This window comes from Streptomyces genisteinicus (genome assembly GCF_014489615.1).
In the GTDB taxonomy this organism is placed as follows: Bacteria; Actinomycetota; Actinomycetes; order Streptomycetales; family Streptomycetaceae; genus Streptomyces; species Streptomyces genisteinicus.
This window is the reverse complement of the sequence record NZ_CP060825.1, coordinates 7,323,011-7,340,010: the sequence shown is the minus strand read 5'-3', so window position 1 is coordinate 7,340,010 and position 17,000 is coordinate 7,323,011. Positions and strand designations below refer to the sequence as shown.

The window sequence follows — 17,000 nt, the reverse complement described above, 5'->3', positions numbered from 1 at the left end:
ACCGGAGCAATGCGGGTCAGGCCCAACACCGTTGTCAGTGCCCTCTCGTAGCTTCTCCCTCATGACGCGCACCGCACACACCTTCGCCTACGCGGGCTCCTCCACGCTGACGGGCTCCGGCGCCGGCCGCAGTCTCGGTCTGGAGACCGCGGGCGGTACGACCCCGGCCGGGGCCGAGGCCCATCCGCGCTTCTTCGCGGGATTCCTCGGCGAGCCGCAGGCCGCCGCGCGCGGCCTGCTGGCCGTCGCCGACGTGGCGGCCGCCCGCTACTTCCGCCGGACGCTGCGGGCCTCCCTCGACCCCGTCGTCACCGCGGGCGGCGACCGGCTGCGGTTCGAGTCCTTCTCCGGATGCTGCGGCGTCTACGCCCGCCTGGACATCCTGCCCGAGGGACTGCGCGGGGCCGACACCGGTCACGGCACCACCAACGTCGACGTCAACAACCCGCTGCGCGAGGCGCTGTCACGGCTCACCGACACCGATCCTCTGCATCTGCGGGTCGGCCCGGACGAGCTCGCGGTGACCACGCTCGACGGGCCGGTCGTGGAGAAGAAGGTGCCGCTGCCCGACCGCTGGCTGCGCGGCTTCGCGGAGTCCCAGGCCATCACCACCGGCTTCGACCTCCGCGCGGAGCTCACCGCCGCCGAGGCCGTGCGCTTCCTGCGTTCACTCCCCCGCGGTTCCGGCGGCCGGGCCGGCGGTCCGCTGTGGGTGGTCCCCGCGGGCCGCACCCTGCGCCCCACCACCCGCCCGGCTCCCGGCGCGGTCTGTCTGCCCGGCCCCGAACGCCTCGGCGCCTTCCAGCGCGTGCTGCGCCATGCCACCGGGCTGCGCGTCTACGGGCCCGTCCCCGACGGCACGGCGCCCACCGCCTCCGCCTGGGAGGTCGCCCTGCCCGGGATGCGGCTCACGCTCACCCTGTCCCCGGAGGCCGACCGCGGGTTCTCCGGCGAGGGCAGCGTGCTGGAGGCCCTCGCCGGCGACACGGCGGCCGGCGACGCCGACCTGGTGTCCGTGCTGCTGGCGTGGGAGCCCCGCATCGACCCCGCCGACCTGGCCGAGCAGTCGGGCCTGCCCGCCGAGCGGGTCCGGGCCGCCCTCACCCTCCTGGGCACGGCGGGCAGGGTCGGCTACGACCTCGCGGAAGCCGCCTGGTTCCACCGCGAACTGCCGTACGACGCACGTCGCGCCGAGCGCCACAACCCTCGGCTGGTGGCCGCCCGCGCGCTGGTGGCGCAGGGCGCCGTCGCCTTCGACGGTCCGGCCACCGCGCAGGTGGCGTCGGGCGAACGCCGCTACCGGGTGCGGGAGTCCGGGGGTGCGCTGAGCTGCACCTGCCAGTGGTGGGCCGACTACCGCGGCCGCCGCGGACCCTGCAAGCACGCCCTCGCCACCCGCATCGCCCGCCGGACCGCCCCGGCCGCCGCCGGCACCCGTACCCCGGGCGCCGCCCCGGCCGCCGGCTCCGCCGCGATCCCGTCCGGCACCAACGCCCCTCTCGGAGACGCACGATGACCACCCCGACCACGCCGACCACACCCACCGCCACGACCGCCACGACCGCCACGACCGCCACGACGACACCGGTCACCCCGGCCGGCACGCCCGACGTCCTCGCCGCCGTCCGCGCCGGGCACACCCTCCGGCTGCCCGCCCTCGTGGCACCGCTGGACCGCGCCCGGCGGCGTGACCTGCTGGCCGCGCTGAAGGAGCTGCGCGGCGACCTGCGCGCCTCCGGCTGGGACCGCTGGGACGAGCGTGTCCGGGTGAGCCCCGCGCTCCTCGTCGCCGGCGCCGCCTGCCAGACCGGCGCGGCCGCCGCCGCCTCGTGGATAGGCGGCCGCGACATGCGGCTGAGGGGGCGCGTCCCCGTACGGGAGCTGGTCGAGGTGCTGGAGGACCGCACGCCCCGGTGGCTGGGCGACCTCGCCCACCGGCTCGCGGCCCGCGCCTCCACCGCCCGGGACGACTATCCGCTCGTCCGCGAACTGGTGCGGCGGGCCGGCTGCCCGATGCCCACCGCCGACGGCTGCGTCGACGGCTGGGCGACGGAGGCGTGGACCGAACGGGGCAGGCTCACCGACGTCCTGCGCCGCGACCCCCACCTCACGGCGTTCGCCCCCCGCCTGTTCGAGACGCCCGAACCGGTTGCCTCCCTCGCCGCCCATCACGAACCGGGTGCCCCCGAGCAGTGGCCCGGGGCGCTGGCGGCCCTCGCCGCCGAGGGCCGGCTCGACCGCGCCGTGCTGCTCGACGCCTGCACCGCCCGGCTGCTGCGCGGCGGTCCGGTCCTCCAGCTGAAGCCGTACCGCGCCGTCCTGGAATCCCTCCGCCCGACTCCGGAGGAGGAGCGGGAGCGGACGGCCGACTGGATCGCGCTCACCGCCGACGCCCCGTCGCCCGTGGCCGGGCAGGCGCAGGAGGTGCTGGCCCGCCTGGCCGCCGCCGGGCAGCTGGCTCCCGCACGGCTGGCGGAGATGTCCGCCGGCGTCTTCTTCCGCCCCGAGAAGAAGCTCGTCCGTGCGCAGCTGACGCTGCTCGGCAGAGCGCTCGCCCGCGACCCGGGGACCGCGTCCGTGCTGCTGCCGGTGCTCGGCGAAGCCTTCGGCCACCCGGACACCGACGTCCAGGAGCGGGCCCTGAAGCTGGCCGCCGCGCACCTCGGCGACGACGGGGACCTGCGTGCCCGGCTCGCCGGCCTGGCCCACCTCCTCAGCCCCGTGCACCGGGCGCGGGCGGTGGCCCTGCTCGGTGCGGACGCCGCCCCCGCGGAGGAACCGGGTCCGTACGAGGAGATCCTGCCGCCGCTCCTGCCGCCCGCGCCGCTCGGCCCGTCCCCGGCGTCGGTCGAGGAGACCGTGGAGCTCGTCGCGGCGGTCGTCAACGCCCGTGTCGCGCCGGTCGAGGAGTTCGAGCGGGCACTGGACGGACTGGTCCGGCACGCCCACCGGGACCGCGCGGCCCTGGCCGCGGCACTGCGGCCGGCCCTGGCGGACCGCTACTGGCTCGACCCGGCGCGCCGCCACTACTACACCGACGACCTGCCCGGCCTGGAACACGTGGCCGCCGCGGTCCTGGACGCCCGTCCGTCCGGGCCGAAGCCGGAGGCGCTGGTCACCTGGCGCAGCGACTGCCACCACGCCGACGCGGCGGCCGCCCGCCACGCGCGGGTGGTCGAGGCGGCCCGGGGCGTCGTGGACGGCTCGCTGCCCTTCCTGCTCTCCACGCCCACGCTGACCAGCGGCAGCCTGGACCCGGACGCCCTCGTCTCGCGTCTGGCGGAGTACGCCCGTACGGGCACCCGCCCCGGTCCGGTGGACTTCGCGCAGGCCCTGTTCCGGGTCCGCCGCGACGCGTCCGCGCTGCCCGGGGCGGCCGCCCTGGGCACGCCGGAGGGCGAGCGTCTGGCCGCCTGGCTCGGCGAGTCGGGCCGGCCCGCGGCCGTCACCCGCCGCGCCGGCGGGGTGGGCTTCCATGGCAGGGACACCCTCGACCGCCACCTCCTGGACACCGGTGAACGGGCCGCCGCGGCGGCGGAGTTCCCCCCGGCGTTCCGCGCACTCGCAGCGGCGCGCGAGGGGGCCGGGCGCTGCTGGGACGCGGGCGACCCGGACGTGCTGATCGCGATGCTGCCGGAGGACCGTGACACCCTGGCCGCCTGGTCGCTGGCCCGCGTCACCTCCTGTGCGCTCGACGACGAGCGCGGGGGCACCGACATGCTGCCCGGGCTCGCCGCCGCGGGCCCCGCGGGGCCGGCCGGCCCCGCCCTCCACCTGGCGGTCGCCACCGGCCTCGGCGCCCGGCACGCGGACGACCGGCTGCGGTCGGTCGACGCCCTGCTGACCCTCGCGGGCCGCAGGGAGCTGGACACGGCCCTGCTCGGCGCCGACCTGTGCGAACTGCTGGAGATGGGGACGGTGAAGCCGGGCCGCCTCGCCGACGCGCTGCGGACCGCGGCGGCGACCGGCGCCCATGCCACGGTGTGGGCCGTCCTCTCCGGGGTCCTGCCCGTCCTGCTCACGGGCTCGGGAGACCCGCGCGGCACGGGCGAACTGGTGGAGACGGCGGCCGAGTGCGCCGAGCAGTCCCGGGCCGTCGCGGAGCCCCTCGCGGGTCTGGAGGCGGTGGCCGCCCGGCCCGGCCGCTCCCGCCTGGTGACCCAGGCCGCCAGGCTGCGGGACGCCCTGCGGCGCAACCGGGAGGCGGCGGCCACGGCGGTGGCCCCGGGGTGAGCCGGTCAACCCGGTCCGCCTCCGCGGGCCGGGCTCAGCCCTCCTCGGGCACCGTGCCGGGCGGTGGCGCGGCCGCCCTCCGTCTGCGGTACAGCACCACTGCGGACACCGCGAGGAGGAGGACCGCCACGGCGGACACCCCGAGGGCCGTCCGCTCGGCGAAGAGCCGGCCGAGCACCGCCAGCACGCCGAGCCCGGCGGTCGCGTAGATCAGCGCCCAGGCCGCTCCGCCGAGGAACAGTGCGGGAAGGTAGCGCGGCAGCGGCATGCGCATGCTGCCGGCCAGGAAGTTGGCGGCGGTCTGGAAGCCGACGGTCAGGAAGGAGACGGCGACGACCGGCGCACCCCACCGCTGGATCGCCCGCTCGGCACGGAGGAACTTCGCCGAGGAGATGCGTCCGGAGAACCGGCTCCGCCGGGCGCCCGCACCGGCGAGCCAGCCGAGGGCGAACGTCCCTCCGGCGCGGAGCAGCACGATGACGTAGAGCGCTCCGGCGGTGACGGCGACCTTATCCACGGGGCCGCTTCCCGGACGCCGCGCCGGGGCCCGCGCTCCCCGTCACCGGCGGGCGCGCCACGCGCCGTGCGCGGGGCCGGTCACCGTCTCTCATCTGCGTCCTGCCTCTGCCCGTTCCGTCCCCGGTCCCCGCTTGCGGCGGGGACATCCGGGTCTGCCCGCCCTCGACCACCAGGCAAGGGCAGCCTAACCGACCGCGTTCCCGGCGTGAGCAGGGCATCGGGCCCGCGGTCGCCGAGGAGCGCCGGGCCGGGAGGGCGGCCGGGCCGGGCGGCTTCACCTCACGCGCGGCCGGGCCCCGGGCGGGGAACGCCGGGTGTGCAACGTCCGTCCCGGCCAGTTCCGGGCGCGGCGGCGGGGTGTCATTGGCCGGGGGACGTACAGCCCGGCCGCACCGGGACTCTCTAGCATTCGACCACTCCCCGCCTCCGGCCGAGGCGGGACAAGGCGAGAGATCTGACATGTGCATGATAGTTCAACCATCACGGCCGTGCCAGACCTCCGCTCCGCCCGGTCCACGGGACCGGTGAGTGAGCACCCGGCAGAGCACGACGCGATCCGGCCCAGCCGGTCCGTGACGGCCGCCGCCCCGGCGGCGGCCGCACCCCCCAGCCGCAGGCCCGGCCCAGCGGGCCGTGCCGCCGGCACCGAAGCCATGGACGGAGAACCATGAGAGCACCGCTCCTGGTGGGCGCGGCGACAGCCGCGCTGTTCACCTCCGCACTGCCCGCGCAGGCGGGCGGGTCGTCGATCGTCGACCCGCCGCCGGACAAGATCGTCATCGACGTCGCCACCGTGAACGGATCCGGGTGCCCGCTGGGTACCGCGGCCGTCGCGGTGTCGGAGGACAACACCGCGTTCACCGTGACGTACAGCGAATACCTCGCACAGACCGGCGGCGGCGCCCCGCCGACCGCGGCTCGCAGGAACTGCCAGCTCAACCTGCTGGTGCACGTGCCGCAGGGCTTCACCTACGCCGTCGCCAGCGCCGACTACCGCGGCTACGCCTCCCTCCGGCCGGGCGCGAGCAGCACGGAGAAGGCCTCCTACTACTTCCAGGGCTCGCCCAGCACCGCGTCCCGGACCCACACGTTCCGCGGGCCCTACGAGGACAACTGGCAGGCCACCGACGACACCGACTGGGCCCAGCTCGTCTGGGCGCCGTGCGGTGTGCAGCGGAACTTCAACATCAACACCGAGCTCCGCGTCACCGCCGGCACCTCGGACCCGGCGGCCACGAGCTACATGACGATGGACTCCACCGACGGCGACATCAGCACGATCTACCACCTGGCCTGGAAGGAGTGCCCCGCGCGCTGACCCTCCGGTCTCCGGACAGCCCCGGCCGGGCCTCCCCCTCCCGGCCGGGGCCCCCGCGCGTGCGGCTCGGTCACCGGCGCCGTCGCCCGCGCGCCCGGAAGCACGCGTGCGGGGTGCCGCGCACCCCGGCGCCTCCTCGGGGCCGCCGGCACGGGCGGTGACCGGGCGGCGGCCGGCTTCGCCTACGCTGAGCGCGAGGGACCGCGGGTGTGCCGCGGACGGACCCGGACGGGGGGCGCTCGTGAAGCGGCGTGTGCGCCAGACGACGGCAGCGGCCATGCCCTCCGTCCTCCTCGGCGTGTGGGCCGTCTTCCTGGTCCTGCTCGGTACGTCACCGGCCTCCCCGGCCGTTCCCGGACACCCCGCCGCCGCCTCCCTCTCCGCCCTCCCCGGCGCGCCGTCCCCCGCGGCCACCGGCCCGCACAGCATCGCGGCCGCCCACGCGACGACCGGGACGCCGTCACCCGCGGCCACCGCCGCCCCACGGGGCGCCGAGCAGCGCACCCTGGTGCGCGCGCCGTCCCGCTCGGCCGCCGACACCGCCGTGCAGCAGACCGCCGCCGCCGAGCACACCGTGCGGCTGCCCGGCGCCCCGCCCGCCGTGGCGAGCGGCTCGGGCACGGACCGCCCCGCGCACCTGCGGGGCACCGCCGCCTGCGGCCCCCGCCAGGAGCGCGCGCCGCCCGGGGACGCGTACGACCCGCGCCACACACGGGGTCCTCCCGCCACCCGGCACAGCTGACGTTCCACGCGCCCGCCGTGCCGGGAGCCGCGGCATGCCCGCGGACCGGCGGCCACGGCCCACGCGCGCCGGCCACCCGTGCCGGCGCCCGGCGGGTGCGCCTTCCCCTCGCGTCCGCCCGTCCCCGGGTGCGGCGTCCGCCGGTGCGCGGACGGCGCCTCCCGCGGACCGCCCGTGGAGTAACCCCATGTCATCTCGCCGTTCCACGTACTGGCGCGCGCTCGTCGCGCTCGCCGTCGTCGGCGTCTCCCTGTACGTCGCCCTGACCACACCCGCCCGGCTCGGACTCGATCTGCGCGGCGGGACCCGTATCGTGCTCGAGACCCGGGACTCGCCCACCGTCCGCGCCGACGCCGCGGCCACCGACCGCGCCCTGGAGGTGCTGCGCAAGCGCGTGGACGGCCTCGGCGTCGCCGAGCCGTCGCTCGCCCGCTCCGGGGAGCGGCGCATCATCGTCGAGCTCCCGGGGGTGCAGGACCCCCGCAAGGCGGCCGAGGTCATCGGCCGCACCGCCCAGCTGACCTTCCACCCCGTCACCGGGACCGCCGACCCCTCGGACGCCGGGGCGCCGGCGGCGGACGGGTCGCGCGTCCTGGCCGATCCCGGCGCGCCCGGAAGCGGGCTGCGGCTCGGACCGCCCGCCCTGACCGGCGACGGCGTGGACGACGCGGAGGCCGTGCTGGACACCCAGTCGGGCCGCGGCTGGACCGTCGACCTGTCCTTCCGCGGCACGGCCGGTGACACCTGGGCACGGCTCACCGGGGAGGCGGCGTGCGCCCCGCCCGCGGACCCGGGCCGCCGGGTGGCCATCGTGCTCGACGACCGGATCCTGTCCGCGCCGGGGATGGAGGCCTCGGTGCCCTGCGGGGCGGGGATCTCCGGCGGTTCCGCGCAGATCACCGGCGGGTTCTCGGCGGACGAGGCGCGCGATCTCGCGGCACTGGTCAAGGGCGGCGCGCTGCCCGTGCCGGTGACCGCGATCGAGCAGAGCACCGTCGGGCCGACGCTCGGCGCGGAGGCGATCCGGGCCAGCGCGGCCGCCGCCCTGATCGGCCTGGTGTGCACGGGTGTCTTCATCATCGCGGTGTACCGCCTGCTGGGTCTGCTGGCGACCGTCGCGCTCGCGCTGTACGGACTGATCTCGTACGCCGCGGTGGTCGGGCTCGGGGCCACGCTGACCCTGCCCGGTCTCGCGGGGTTCGTGCTGGCCGTCGGCATCGCCGTGGACGCCAATGTGCTGGTGTTCGAGCGGGCCCGGGAGGAGTACACCAGGCCCGGGGCCGGGAGCCGGGGCAGGACACGCGATCTGCGCGGGCCCCTGCGCACCGGGTTCGCCAAGGCGTGGAGCGCGGTGGCGGACTCCAATGTGACGACGCTGCTCGCGGCGGTCCTGCTGTTCGTCTTCGCGACGGGGCCGGTCAAGGGCTTCGGCGTGACCCTCGTCATCGGTGTGCTGGCGTCGATGGTGTCGGCCATGGTGATCACCCGCCTGCTGGCGGAGTGGGCGGTGCGCAGGAGTGCCGTCGTCCGGCGGCCCGCGGTCACCGGGATGGCGACGGTGGGCCGGCTGCGGGCACGGCTGACGCGCCGGCCGCCCCGGCTGATGCGTCACCGGCGTCGCTGGCTGGGCGCCTGCGCCGCGCTGCTGATGCTCGCGCTGGGCGGCGTGGGTGCGCGCGGACTCGACTTCGGGGTCGAGTTCACCGGCGGGCGGGTGGTCCAGTACGCCGCCGAGCGGCAGGTGGACGCGGACGCCGCGCGGGAGGCCGTGGTCGGGGCGGGATTCCCGCAGGCGGTGGTGCAGACGACCGGCGACGAGGGCGTCTCCGTGCGCACCAAGGAGACCGGCGACGACGAGCAGGACCGCATCCGCGAAGCGCTGACCGGGGCGGTGGGAGAGGTGTCGGTGGAACGCGACGACCTCGTCGGCCCCAGCCTCGGCGACGAGTTGCGCACCTACGCGCTGATCGCGCTCGCCCTGGCGGTGGCGGCGCAGCTGCTCTACCTCTCGCTCCGGTTCCGGTGGACGTTCGCGGCGGCCGCGGTGGTGGCGATGGTGCAGGACGTGCTGCTGGTGGTCGGGCTGTTCGCCTGGCTGGGCAAGCCGGTCGACAGCGTGTTCCTCGCGGCGCTGCTGACGGTGATCGGCTATTCGGTCAACGACACGGTGGTGGTGCTGGACCGGCTGCGCGAACTGCGGCGCACCGGAACGTCGGCGAGCTGGGCGGAACTGGCGGACCGGGCGGTGGCGCAGACCCTTCCGCGGACCGTCAACACCGGTATGGGCGCGCTGTTCGTGCTGGTGGCGCTGGCCTTCCTCGGCGGGGACTCGCTGACGGACTTCTCCGTCGCGCTGCTGGCGGGTGTCGTGGTCGGCATGGCCTCGACGGTGTTCACGGCGATGCCGGTGGCCGTGCTGCTCCAGAACCGGTTCCCGGACGGGCGGCGGCCCGCAGCCGCCTCGCGGAGCGGCAACGGGGCGGGCAGGGGCGGGCGTTCACGGGCGGGCGACCGCAGCGGGGCCGTGGTCTGATCGTCCGGCGGCCCGGGGCCGCTTCCCGCGTGGCGCGTTCGCGCGCCACGCGGGACCGGTCTGGACCAAGCCCTTGACACCCCCTTATTTCACTTCTTGAATCAATGCCGTGGCAAGCCCGTCCCCCAGGGCGAGCCCCCTCGTCGTCCTGTCATATGCACGACAGCCCCTTCCATCCCCACGTACCGGAAGGGAGAGTCATGGACTCCCCCCGCTCCCTCCGCCGACGGCTGCCCGGCCGTCCGCTGGCCGTCCTGGCGCTCGCCGCCGCCCTGGCCGGCGGCCTGCTCGGCGCCCCCGCGTCCGGCGCCGGCGCCGCACCGGCGCCCCGGCCGGCCGCGGCGGCCGCCGCGGTGACCTTCTCCGACGACTTCAACGGACCTGCCGGCGCCGCCGCCGACTCCGGCAAGTGGCAGACCGAGACCGGCGACAACGTCAACAACCACGAACGGCAGTACTACACGGCGGGCAACAGCAACGCGGCGCTCGACGGACAGGGCCATCTGGTCATCACGGCCCGCCGCGAGAACCCGGGCAACTACCAGTGCTGGTACGGCCGGTGCGAGTACACCTCGGCCCGTCTCAACACCGCCGGCAGGTTCACCACCACGTACGGGCACGTCGAGGCGCGCATGAAGGTGCCGCGCGGACAGGGCATGTGGCCTGCCTTCTGGATGCTCGGCAACGACATCGGCCAGGTCGGATGGCCCGCCTCGGGCGAGATCGACATCATGGAGAACGTCGGCTTCGAGCCCTCCACCGTCCACGGCACCCTGCACGGTCCCGGGTACTCCGGCTCCGGCGGCATCGGCGCGGGCTACACCCTGCCGGGCGGACAGAGGTTCGCGGACGCCTTCCACACCTTCGCCGTCGACTGGTCCCCGAACGAGGTGACCTGGTCGGTGGACGGCACCGTCTACCAGCGCCGCACCCCCGCCGACCTCGGCGGCCGCCAGTGGGTGTTCGACAAGCCGTTCTTCCTGATCCTCAACCTGGCAGTGGGCGGCTACTGGCCGGGCGACCCCGACGGCAGCACCGTCTTCCCGCAGCAACTGGTGGTCGACCACGTGCGGGTCACCACCGGCGACACCCCGGTCCCGGGCGGGCAGATCACGGGCATCGGCGGCAAGTGCGTGGACGTCGCCGCCGCGAACACCGCCGACGGCACCCCGATACAGATCACCGACTGCAACGGCAACGCCGCGCAGCGGTGGACCGTGGGCGCCGACGGCACCATCCGCGCGCTGGGCAAGTGCCTCGACGTCGCCTCGGGCGGCACCGCGGACGGGACACCCGTGCAGCTGTGGACCTGCAACGGCACCGCGGCCCAGCGATGGGTCGCCAACGCCGCGCGCGACATCGTGAACCCGCAGGCGAACAAGTGCCTGGACGCGACCGGGAACAGCTCCGCCAACGGCACCCGGCTCCAGATCTGGACCTGCGCCGGCACCGCCAACCAGAAGTGGACGGTCACCCGCTGACCCTCCGCCACCCCGCTCCGGGGCGCCGCACGGCGCCCCGGACACCGGACCACGGGCGCCCCGGTCGGGCGGGGCACCCGTGACCGGGGCACGGTCCGGCGCGGTCCGGACCGTGCCCCGTTGCCCGTGGGCCCGCGTCCCGGCCGGGTGTCACCGGCCGCCCGGCGCCGCCTCGCCCCGGGCCGCCCGGCGCAGGGCGCCGAGCAGGGCCCGCAGTGCCGGACCCTCCCGCTGCGTACTCCGCCTGACGGCCTCGATGCCGCGCACCGGCTGCGGGCCCCGGACCTTGCGCACGACGACCCCGGGGTGACCACCGCCGATGCCGAGCAGCGGCATCAGGGCGACCCCGAGCCCGGCGGCGACGAACCCCAGCGCGGTGGCGTGGTCCTCGCTGCGCACGGCGAAGCCGGGGACGAAGCCCGCCGCCGCACAGGCGTCGGTCACCAGCTCCAGGCAGGGCCCCGGCGGCCATTCGGTGCCGACCCACGGCTCGGCGGCGAGCAGGCCCAGGTCGACGACCCTCTTCACCGCGAGCGGATGGCCCTTCGGGAGCACCACGCGGTACGGGTCCTCGGCCAGTCGCTCCGCCACCAGCAGTCCGTCGGCTCCGGGCTCCCCGCGGAGCGGCACCACCAGGGCGATGTCCGCCTCACCCCGCCGGACGGCGCCCCGCGGGTCCTGTGGATCCGAGAGGGCCAGGTCGAGGCGCACGCCGGGGTGCACCCGGCGGAAGGCGGCGACCGCGGGGGCGACCAGACCGGCCCCCGCGGTGGCGAAGTAGCGGAGGGAAAGGCTGCCGGTGCGTCCGGCCCTGAGATCGGCCAGCGCGGTCTCGGCCTCGGCGATCCTCCGGCCGATCGCGGCGGAGTGCTCGGTGAGCAGCCGCCCCGCGGCGGTGGGGCGCACCTGCCGGCCGAACCGCTCCAGCAGCTCCGTGCCCGTCTCCTTCTCGAGCGCCCCGATCTGCTGGCTGACCGCTGAGGGCGTGTAGCCGAGCTCGGCGGCGGCCGCCGTCACCGACCCCGAGGTCACCACGGCTTCGAGCATCCGCATCCTGCGCACATCAAGCATGTAGCACAGGTTAACGGTCTGTCCAGATCCCTTCACTGGTGCTACAGCGGGAGGCGGGTGCACGGTGGTCTCCTCGGCGCGGTGGAGGGAGACGGACGTGGCTCGCGGTCGTGGCACGGTGGTGCGGATGGGGTTGCTGGCCCTGCTCTGGGGCTCGGCGTTCCTGTGGACCGAACTCGCCCTGGAGGGCGGCCTGTCGCCGGGTCTCATCGCCTTCACTCGCTGCGCGCTCGGCTCGCTGGTGCTGGTGGCGCTCTGCGCACTGACGGGGCGGCGGCTGCCGTCGGACGCGGTCACCTGGCGGCGGCTGCTGGTGGCGGCGTTCTTCTGCAACGCCCTGCCCTTCGTCCTGTTCGGCATCGGTCAGCAGTCGGTCGACTCCGGCACGGCCGGAGTGCTGAACGCGACCACGCCGCTGTGGTCGCTGCTGATCGGCCTGGCCACCGGGGCGGAACGCGGCATCCGGCCGGTGCGGGTGGCCGGTCTGCTCCTGGGCTTCGCCGGTGTGCTGCTGATCTTCGCGCCCTGGAGCGGCGGCGGACACCTCGGGCCGGGCGCGTTCGCGATACTGGGCGCGGCCCTCGCGTACGCCGTGGCCTTCGCGTACATGGCGCGGAGGCTCTCGGGGCGGGGCGGCGACCCGCTCGCGCTGTCGGCCGCGCAGCTGGTGACGGCGACGGGCTACGGGGCCTTCGCCGTCCCGCTCACCGGGCAGGGCACGGGTTCCTGGGGCCCGGTGGAGATGCCGGGGGTAATCGCCGTGGTCGCGCTGGGGGTGCTGGCCACCGGGTTCACCTTCGCGCTGACCAACCGGCTGATCGCCGACGAGGGGCCGACGACGACCGCCGCGGTCGGCTATCTGCTGCCCGTGGTCTCGGTGGCGCTCGGCGCCGTGGTGCTGGGCGAAGAAGTGGGGACGCGGGTGGTGGCGGGGATGGGCGTGGTGCTCGTCGGCGTGGCGATGAGCCGCGGCGGGGCACCCCGCGGTGCCGACGCGGATCGGGGCACGGTAGCGTCGGGCGGCCCCGACGAACGGAGTCATCACGATGCCACGGATCTTCACCGTCTCGGACAGCGTCGTGATCGACGCGTCCCCCTCGGACGTCTACGCGCAGGTGAGCGATCCGACGCTGATGGGCCGCTGGAGCCCCGAGAACCGCGGCGCCGTGGTGCGCGACGCCGCGGGCGGGACGCGGGTGGGGACGGTCTTCGACGGCCGCAACACCCGGGGGCCGCTGTCGTGGACGACGCGCTGCACGGTGACCGCGGCCGATCCCGGTGAGCGCTTCGCGTTCCGGGTGCGGGCCATCGGGCTGCGGCGGCCGGTGCTGCGGGGCCCGATCGCCACCTGGGAGTACCGCTTCGAGCCGGCCGAGGGCGGCGGGACGCGGGTCACGGAGACCTGGACGGACGACCGGCGGGCCTGGCCGGACGCGGTGGCCGGGGTGTTCGACCGGATCGCCACCCGCGGGCACACCTTCGCCGACTTCCAGCGGCGCAACATCCGCACGACGCTGGCCAATCTGAAGAGCGCGCTGGAGACACCCGCCCGGTAGGCCCGCCGGGACGCGGGCCTGCGGCGCCCCGCGGGGCGGGCGGGTCAGGCGGTCGGGACGTCCTCGACACGGAGACCGGCCGCGGTGACCGCGAGGGCGTCCAGCACGGGGCTGATCAGCGGGTGCTCCTCCGCACCGCGGCGGACCGCCGCGAACACCCGGCGGGTGGCCGCCGGACCGGAGACCGAGCGCACGACCGCGCTGCCCAGCTCCATGCCGCGCAGCGCGGAGCGGGGCACCAGGGCCACCCCCGCGCCGGCCCCGGCGAGGGCGGCCACGGCCCGGAAGTCGTCCGACTGGTGCACCAGCCGCGGCTGGAACCCGGCGAGCTCGCAGGCGAGGAGCACCATGTCGTGGCAGGGGTTGCCCGGGTAGGGGCCGATCCAGTCGCTGCCCGCGAGCCGGGCCAGTTCGACGCGTTCCGCGGCGGCCAGCGGGTGGTCGGCGCGCAGCACCGCGTCGAACGGCTCCGCGTACAGCGGCACCCGCGAGAGCCGCGGGTCGTCCGCGCCCGGCGCCCCCCGGTACTCGACCGCGACCGCCAGATCGGCCTCGCCGTCGAGGACCAGCGGAAGGCTCTCGTCGCCCTCGGCGTCCCGGACCCGCACGGCGATGCCCGGCCGCTCGCCGGACAGCCGCGCGACGGCGGGCGCGACCACCTCGGCGATGCCCGTGGCGAACGCGGCGACGGTCACCTCGCCGGCCGCGCCCTGCGCGTAGGCGGCGAGCTCGGCCTCGGCCCGTTCGAGCTGGGCGAGGACGGTGTGGGTGTGGCCGAGCAGGATCTCCCCCGCCGCGGTGAGGGTCGCGCCCTTGCCGCCGCGGATCAGCAGGGTGTGCCCCGTCTCCTGCTCCAGCGCGTTGAGCTGCTGGGACACGGCGGACGGGGTGAGGTACAGCGCGGAGGCCGCGGCGGTCACCGTACGGTGGTCCGCCACGGCCCGCAGGATGCGCAGCCGGCGGGGGTCGATCACGCCGTCATTGTGTCACCGGCGGCGGCCGCCGCCGTCCGCTCCCCGGGAGCGGGGCCCCGGGGACGGCGGGCGTCAGGCCGGCGTCTCCGCCTCCAGGGCGGCGCGGGCGTCGGTGAACGCGGCGACGACGCGCTCGACGTCCCCGGTGGAGTGCGCGGCGGAGAGCTGGACCCGGATGCGCGCCTGGCCCATGGGGACGACCGGGTACGAGAAGCCGATCACGTACACGCCCCGCTCCAGCAGCAGCTCGGCCATCCGGCCCGCCTTCGCGGCGTCGCCGATCATGACGGGGGCGATGGCGTGGTCGCCGGGAAGGACGTCGAAGCCGGCGTCCGTCATCGCCGAGCGGAACAGGGCCGTGTTGGCGGCGAGCTTCTCCCGCAGGTCGCCGGCGGACTCCAGGAGGTCCAGCACCTTCAGGGAGGCGGCGGCGATGACGGGCGCGAGAGAGTTGGAGAAGAGGTAGGGGCGCGAGCGCTGGCGCAGCAGTTCGACGATCTCGGCGCGGGCCGCGACGTAGCCGCCGGAGGCACCACCGAGCGCCTTGCCGAGGGTGCCCGTGATGATGTCCACGCGGTCCATGACGCCGTGCAGTTCGGGGGTGCCGCGCCCGCCGGGGCCGACGAAGCCGACGGCGTGCGAGTCGTCGACCATGACCATGGCGTCGTAGCGGTCGGCGAGGTCGCAGATCTCGGCGAGCGGGGCGACGTAGCCGTCCATGGAGAAGACGCCGTCGGTGACGATCAGCCGGCGGCGGGCGTCCTGGGTCTCCTTGAGCTGCTGCTCCAGGTCGGCGAGGTCGCGGTTGGCGTACCGGTGGCGCCGGGCCTTGGAGAGGCGGATGCCGTCGATGATGGAGGCGTGGTTCAGCGCGTCGGAGATGACCGCGTCCTCCGGGCCGAGGAGGGTCTCGAAGACGCCTCCGTTGGCGTCGAAGCAGGACGAGTAGAGGATCGTGTCCTCCTGGCCCAGGAAGGACGACAGGCGCTGCTCGAGCTCCTTGTGGATCTCCTGGGTGCCGCAGATGAAGCGGACGGACGCCATGCCGTAGCCCCAGCGGTCGAGGGCGTCCTTGGCGGCGGCGACGACCTCGGGGTGGTCGGCGAGGCCGAGGTAGTTGTTGGCGCAGAAGTTGAGGACGTCCCCGGCGGCGCCGCCGGCGGTGACGGCCACGGAGGCGCTCTGCGGGGTGCCGATCACGCGCTCGGGCTTGTAGAGGCCGGCGTCGCGGATCTCGTCGAGGGTGGTGCGGAGGTCGTCGCGGACGGACGCGTACATGAGGGGTCTCCTAGAGGGGTCGCCGGTGCGGGGCGAGGGGCGGGACGCGGGACGCGGGTGGTCCGGACGCTCAGACGGTCCAGTCGAGGATGATCTTGCCGCTGCGGCCCTGGGCGGCCTCGTCGAAGGCCGCGTCGAAGTCCCGGTAGCCGTAGCTTCCGGTGATCACCGGGGAGAGGTCGAGGCCGCCCTCCAGCAGCACGGTCATCGCGTACCAGGTCTCGAACATCTCGCGGCCGTAGATGCCCTTGACGGTGATCATCGAGGTGACGATCTTCGACCAGTCGACGGCGAACTCCTCGGCGGGCAGGCCGAGCATGGCGATGCGCCCGCCGTGGGTCATGTTGTCCACCATGTCGCGCATGGCCTCGGGCCGGCCGGACATCTCCAGGCCGATGTCGAAGCCCTCCTTCAGGCCGAGCTGCCGCTGGGCGTCCGCGATGCCGGCCCCGGCGACGTTGAGGGCCAATGTGGCGCCCACCTTGCGGGCGAGTTCCAGGCGGGGCTCGCTGACGTCCGTGACGACCACGTTGCGCGCGCCGGCGTGCCGGGCGACGGCCGCGGCCATGACGCCGATCGGACCCGCACCGGTGATCAGCACGTCCTCGCCGACGAGCGGGAAGGACAGGGCGGTGTGCACGGCGTTGCCGAACGGGTCGAAGATCGCGGCGACGTCCAGGTCGACGGGGGTGCGGTGCACCCACACGTTGGAGGCGGGCAGCGCCACGTACTCGGCGAACGCCCCGTCGCGGCCGACGCCGAGGCCGACCGTGCTGCGGCACAGGTGCCTGCGGCCGGCCAGGCAGTTGCGGCACTTGCCGCACACCAGGTGGCCCTCGCCGCTGACGATGTCGCCCACCGCGATGTCCGCGACGTCCGGGCCGACGGACGCCACCTCGCCGACGAACTCGTGGCCCAGCACGCGAGGGGTGGTGACGGCGCCCTGCGCCCACTGGTCCCAGGACCTGATGTGCAGGTCCGTGCCGCAGATGCCGGTGCGCAGGACCTTGATCAGCACGTCGCCGGGGCCGGTCTCGGGCTCCGGCACATCCGTGAGCCACAGACCGGGCTCGGCGTGCTGCTTGACAAGTGCCTTCATCGATACGGCTCCAGGCATGCGACGGGACTGACCGGATACCGAAAATACGGCCCCGCCCAGTGGACGGGCTCCAATCTGCCCAGCTCGGAGCGTCGCGTCCATCGAGGATTTCTTAAGCGGGCCCACAGCGCAGCTTCACGGGGTGCTCCGGGCACGCCGCCCGGTGCCCGCCCGGGCCACCGGGCACGCCCCCGTC

The 17,000-nt window shown here is 75.7% G+C and carries 12 protein-coding genes and 1 pseudogene; 8 read left to right on the top strand and 5 right to left on the bottom strand.

Going from position 1 to position 17,000, the window contains the following annotated elements:
- Window positions 1-61 precede the first annotated feature (61 nt).
- Together IAG43_RS31380 and IAG43_RS31375 are read left to right on the top strand one after the other, a co-directional pair.
- Entirely contained in the window at window positions 62-1,516 is a 1,455-nt protein-coding gene (locus IAG43_RS31380; RefSeq protein ID WP_187744025.1) for an SWIM zinc finger family protein, read from the top strand.
- Window positions 1,513-4,233, top strand: a complete 2,721-nt coding sequence (locus tag IAG43_RS31375) for a DUF7824 domain-containing protein (protein WP_223006010.1) — start codon at window positions 1,513-1,515, stop codon at window positions 4,231-4,233. Before IAG43_RS31380 ends, IAG43_RS31375 begins: the two co-directional genes overlap by 4 nt.
- Window positions 4,234-4,267: 34 nt before the next feature.
- Here IAG43_RS31375 and IAG43_RS31370 read toward each other — a convergent pair whose 3' ends face one another.
- Entirely contained in the window at window positions 4,268-4,750 is a 483-nt protein-coding gene (locus IAG43_RS31370; RefSeq protein WP_187744024.1) for a DedA family protein, read from the bottom strand.
- Between the two features lie 669 nt (window positions 4,751-5,419).
- On the opposite strand from IAG43_RS31370, the gene IAG43_RS31365 reads away from it, so the two are divergent.
- The 4 genes from IAG43_RS31365 to IAG43_RS31350 all read left to right on the top strand — a co-directional run bounded on the left by IAG43_RS31365 (window position 5,420) and on the right by IAG43_RS31350 (window position 10,826).
- Window positions 5,420-6,070, top strand: a complete 651-nt coding sequence (locus IAG43_RS31365) for a DUF4360 domain-containing protein (protein ID WP_187744023.1) — start codon at window positions 5,420-5,422, stop codon at window positions 6,068-6,070.
- 253 nt (window positions 6,071-6,323) lie between these two features.
- Window positions 6,324-6,812, top strand: coding sequence for a hypothetical protein (locus tag IAG43_RS31360; protein ID WP_187744022.1), 489 nt, complete (start codon window positions 6,324-6,326; stop codon window positions 6,810-6,812).
- Between the two features lie 187 nt (window positions 6,813-6,999).
- A complete protein-coding gene (secD, locus tag IAG43_RS31355) occupies window positions 7,000-9,345 on the top strand; it encodes a protein translocase subunit SecD (RefSeq protein ID WP_187744021.1) in 2,346 nt (781 codons plus the stop codon).
- 200 nt (window positions 9,346-9,545) lie between these two features.
- Window positions 9,546-10,826: a glycoside hydrolase family 16 protein gene (locus IAG43_RS31350; protein WP_187744020.1), complete on the top strand. Its 1,281-nt coding sequence runs from the start codon at window positions 9,546-9,548 to the stop codon at window positions 10,824-10,826.
- 150 nt (window positions 10,827-10,976) lie between these two features.
- Here the strand turns inward: IAG43_RS31350 and IAG43_RS31345 are convergent, their stop codons facing one another.
- A complete protein-coding gene (locus IAG43_RS31345) occupies window positions 10,977-11,897 on the bottom strand; it encodes a LysR family transcriptional regulator (RefSeq protein ID WP_187744019.1) in 921 nt (306 codons plus the stop codon).
- A 127-nt stretch (window positions 11,898-12,024) separates the two neighbouring features.
- Here IAG43_RS31345 and IAG43_RS31340 point away from each other — a divergent pair.
- Window positions 12,025-12,849: pseudogene (locus IAG43_RS31340) on the top strand (DMT family transporter); the annotation flags it as partial.
- 94 nt (window positions 12,850-12,943) lie between these two features.
- On the top strand, window positions 12,944-13,453 hold the full coding sequence (locus IAG43_RS31335; protein ID WP_187744018.1) for an SRPBCC family protein: 510 nt from the start codon (window positions 12,944-12,946) through the stop codon (window positions 13,451-13,453).
- 44 nt (window positions 13,454-13,497) lie between these two features.
- Here the strand turns inward: IAG43_RS31335 and IAG43_RS31330 are convergent, their stop codons facing one another.
- The 3 genes from IAG43_RS31330 to tdh form a co-directional block, all read right to left on the bottom strand.
- On the bottom strand, window positions 13,498-14,427 hold the full coding sequence (locus IAG43_RS31330; RefSeq protein ID WP_187744017.1) for a LysR family transcriptional regulator: 930 nt from the start codon (window positions 14,425-14,427) through the stop codon (window positions 13,498-13,500).
- 72 nt (window positions 14,428-14,499) lie between these two features.
- Window positions 14,500-15,705, bottom strand: a complete 1,206-nt coding sequence (locus tag IAG43_RS31325; RefSeq protein ID WP_187744016.1) for a glycine C-acetyltransferase — start codon at window positions 15,703-15,705, stop codon at window positions 14,500-14,502.
- A 70-nt stretch (window positions 15,706-15,775) separates the two neighbouring features.
- The gene (tdh, locus tag IAG43_RS31320) at window positions 15,776-16,804 is read right to left on the bottom strand and encodes an L-threonine 3-dehydrogenase (RefSeq protein ID WP_187744015.1); all 1,029 of its coding nucleotides are present in this window, start codon (window positions 16,802-16,804) and stop codon (window positions 15,776-15,778) included.
- Window positions 16,805-17,000: the final 196 nt, after the last annotated feature.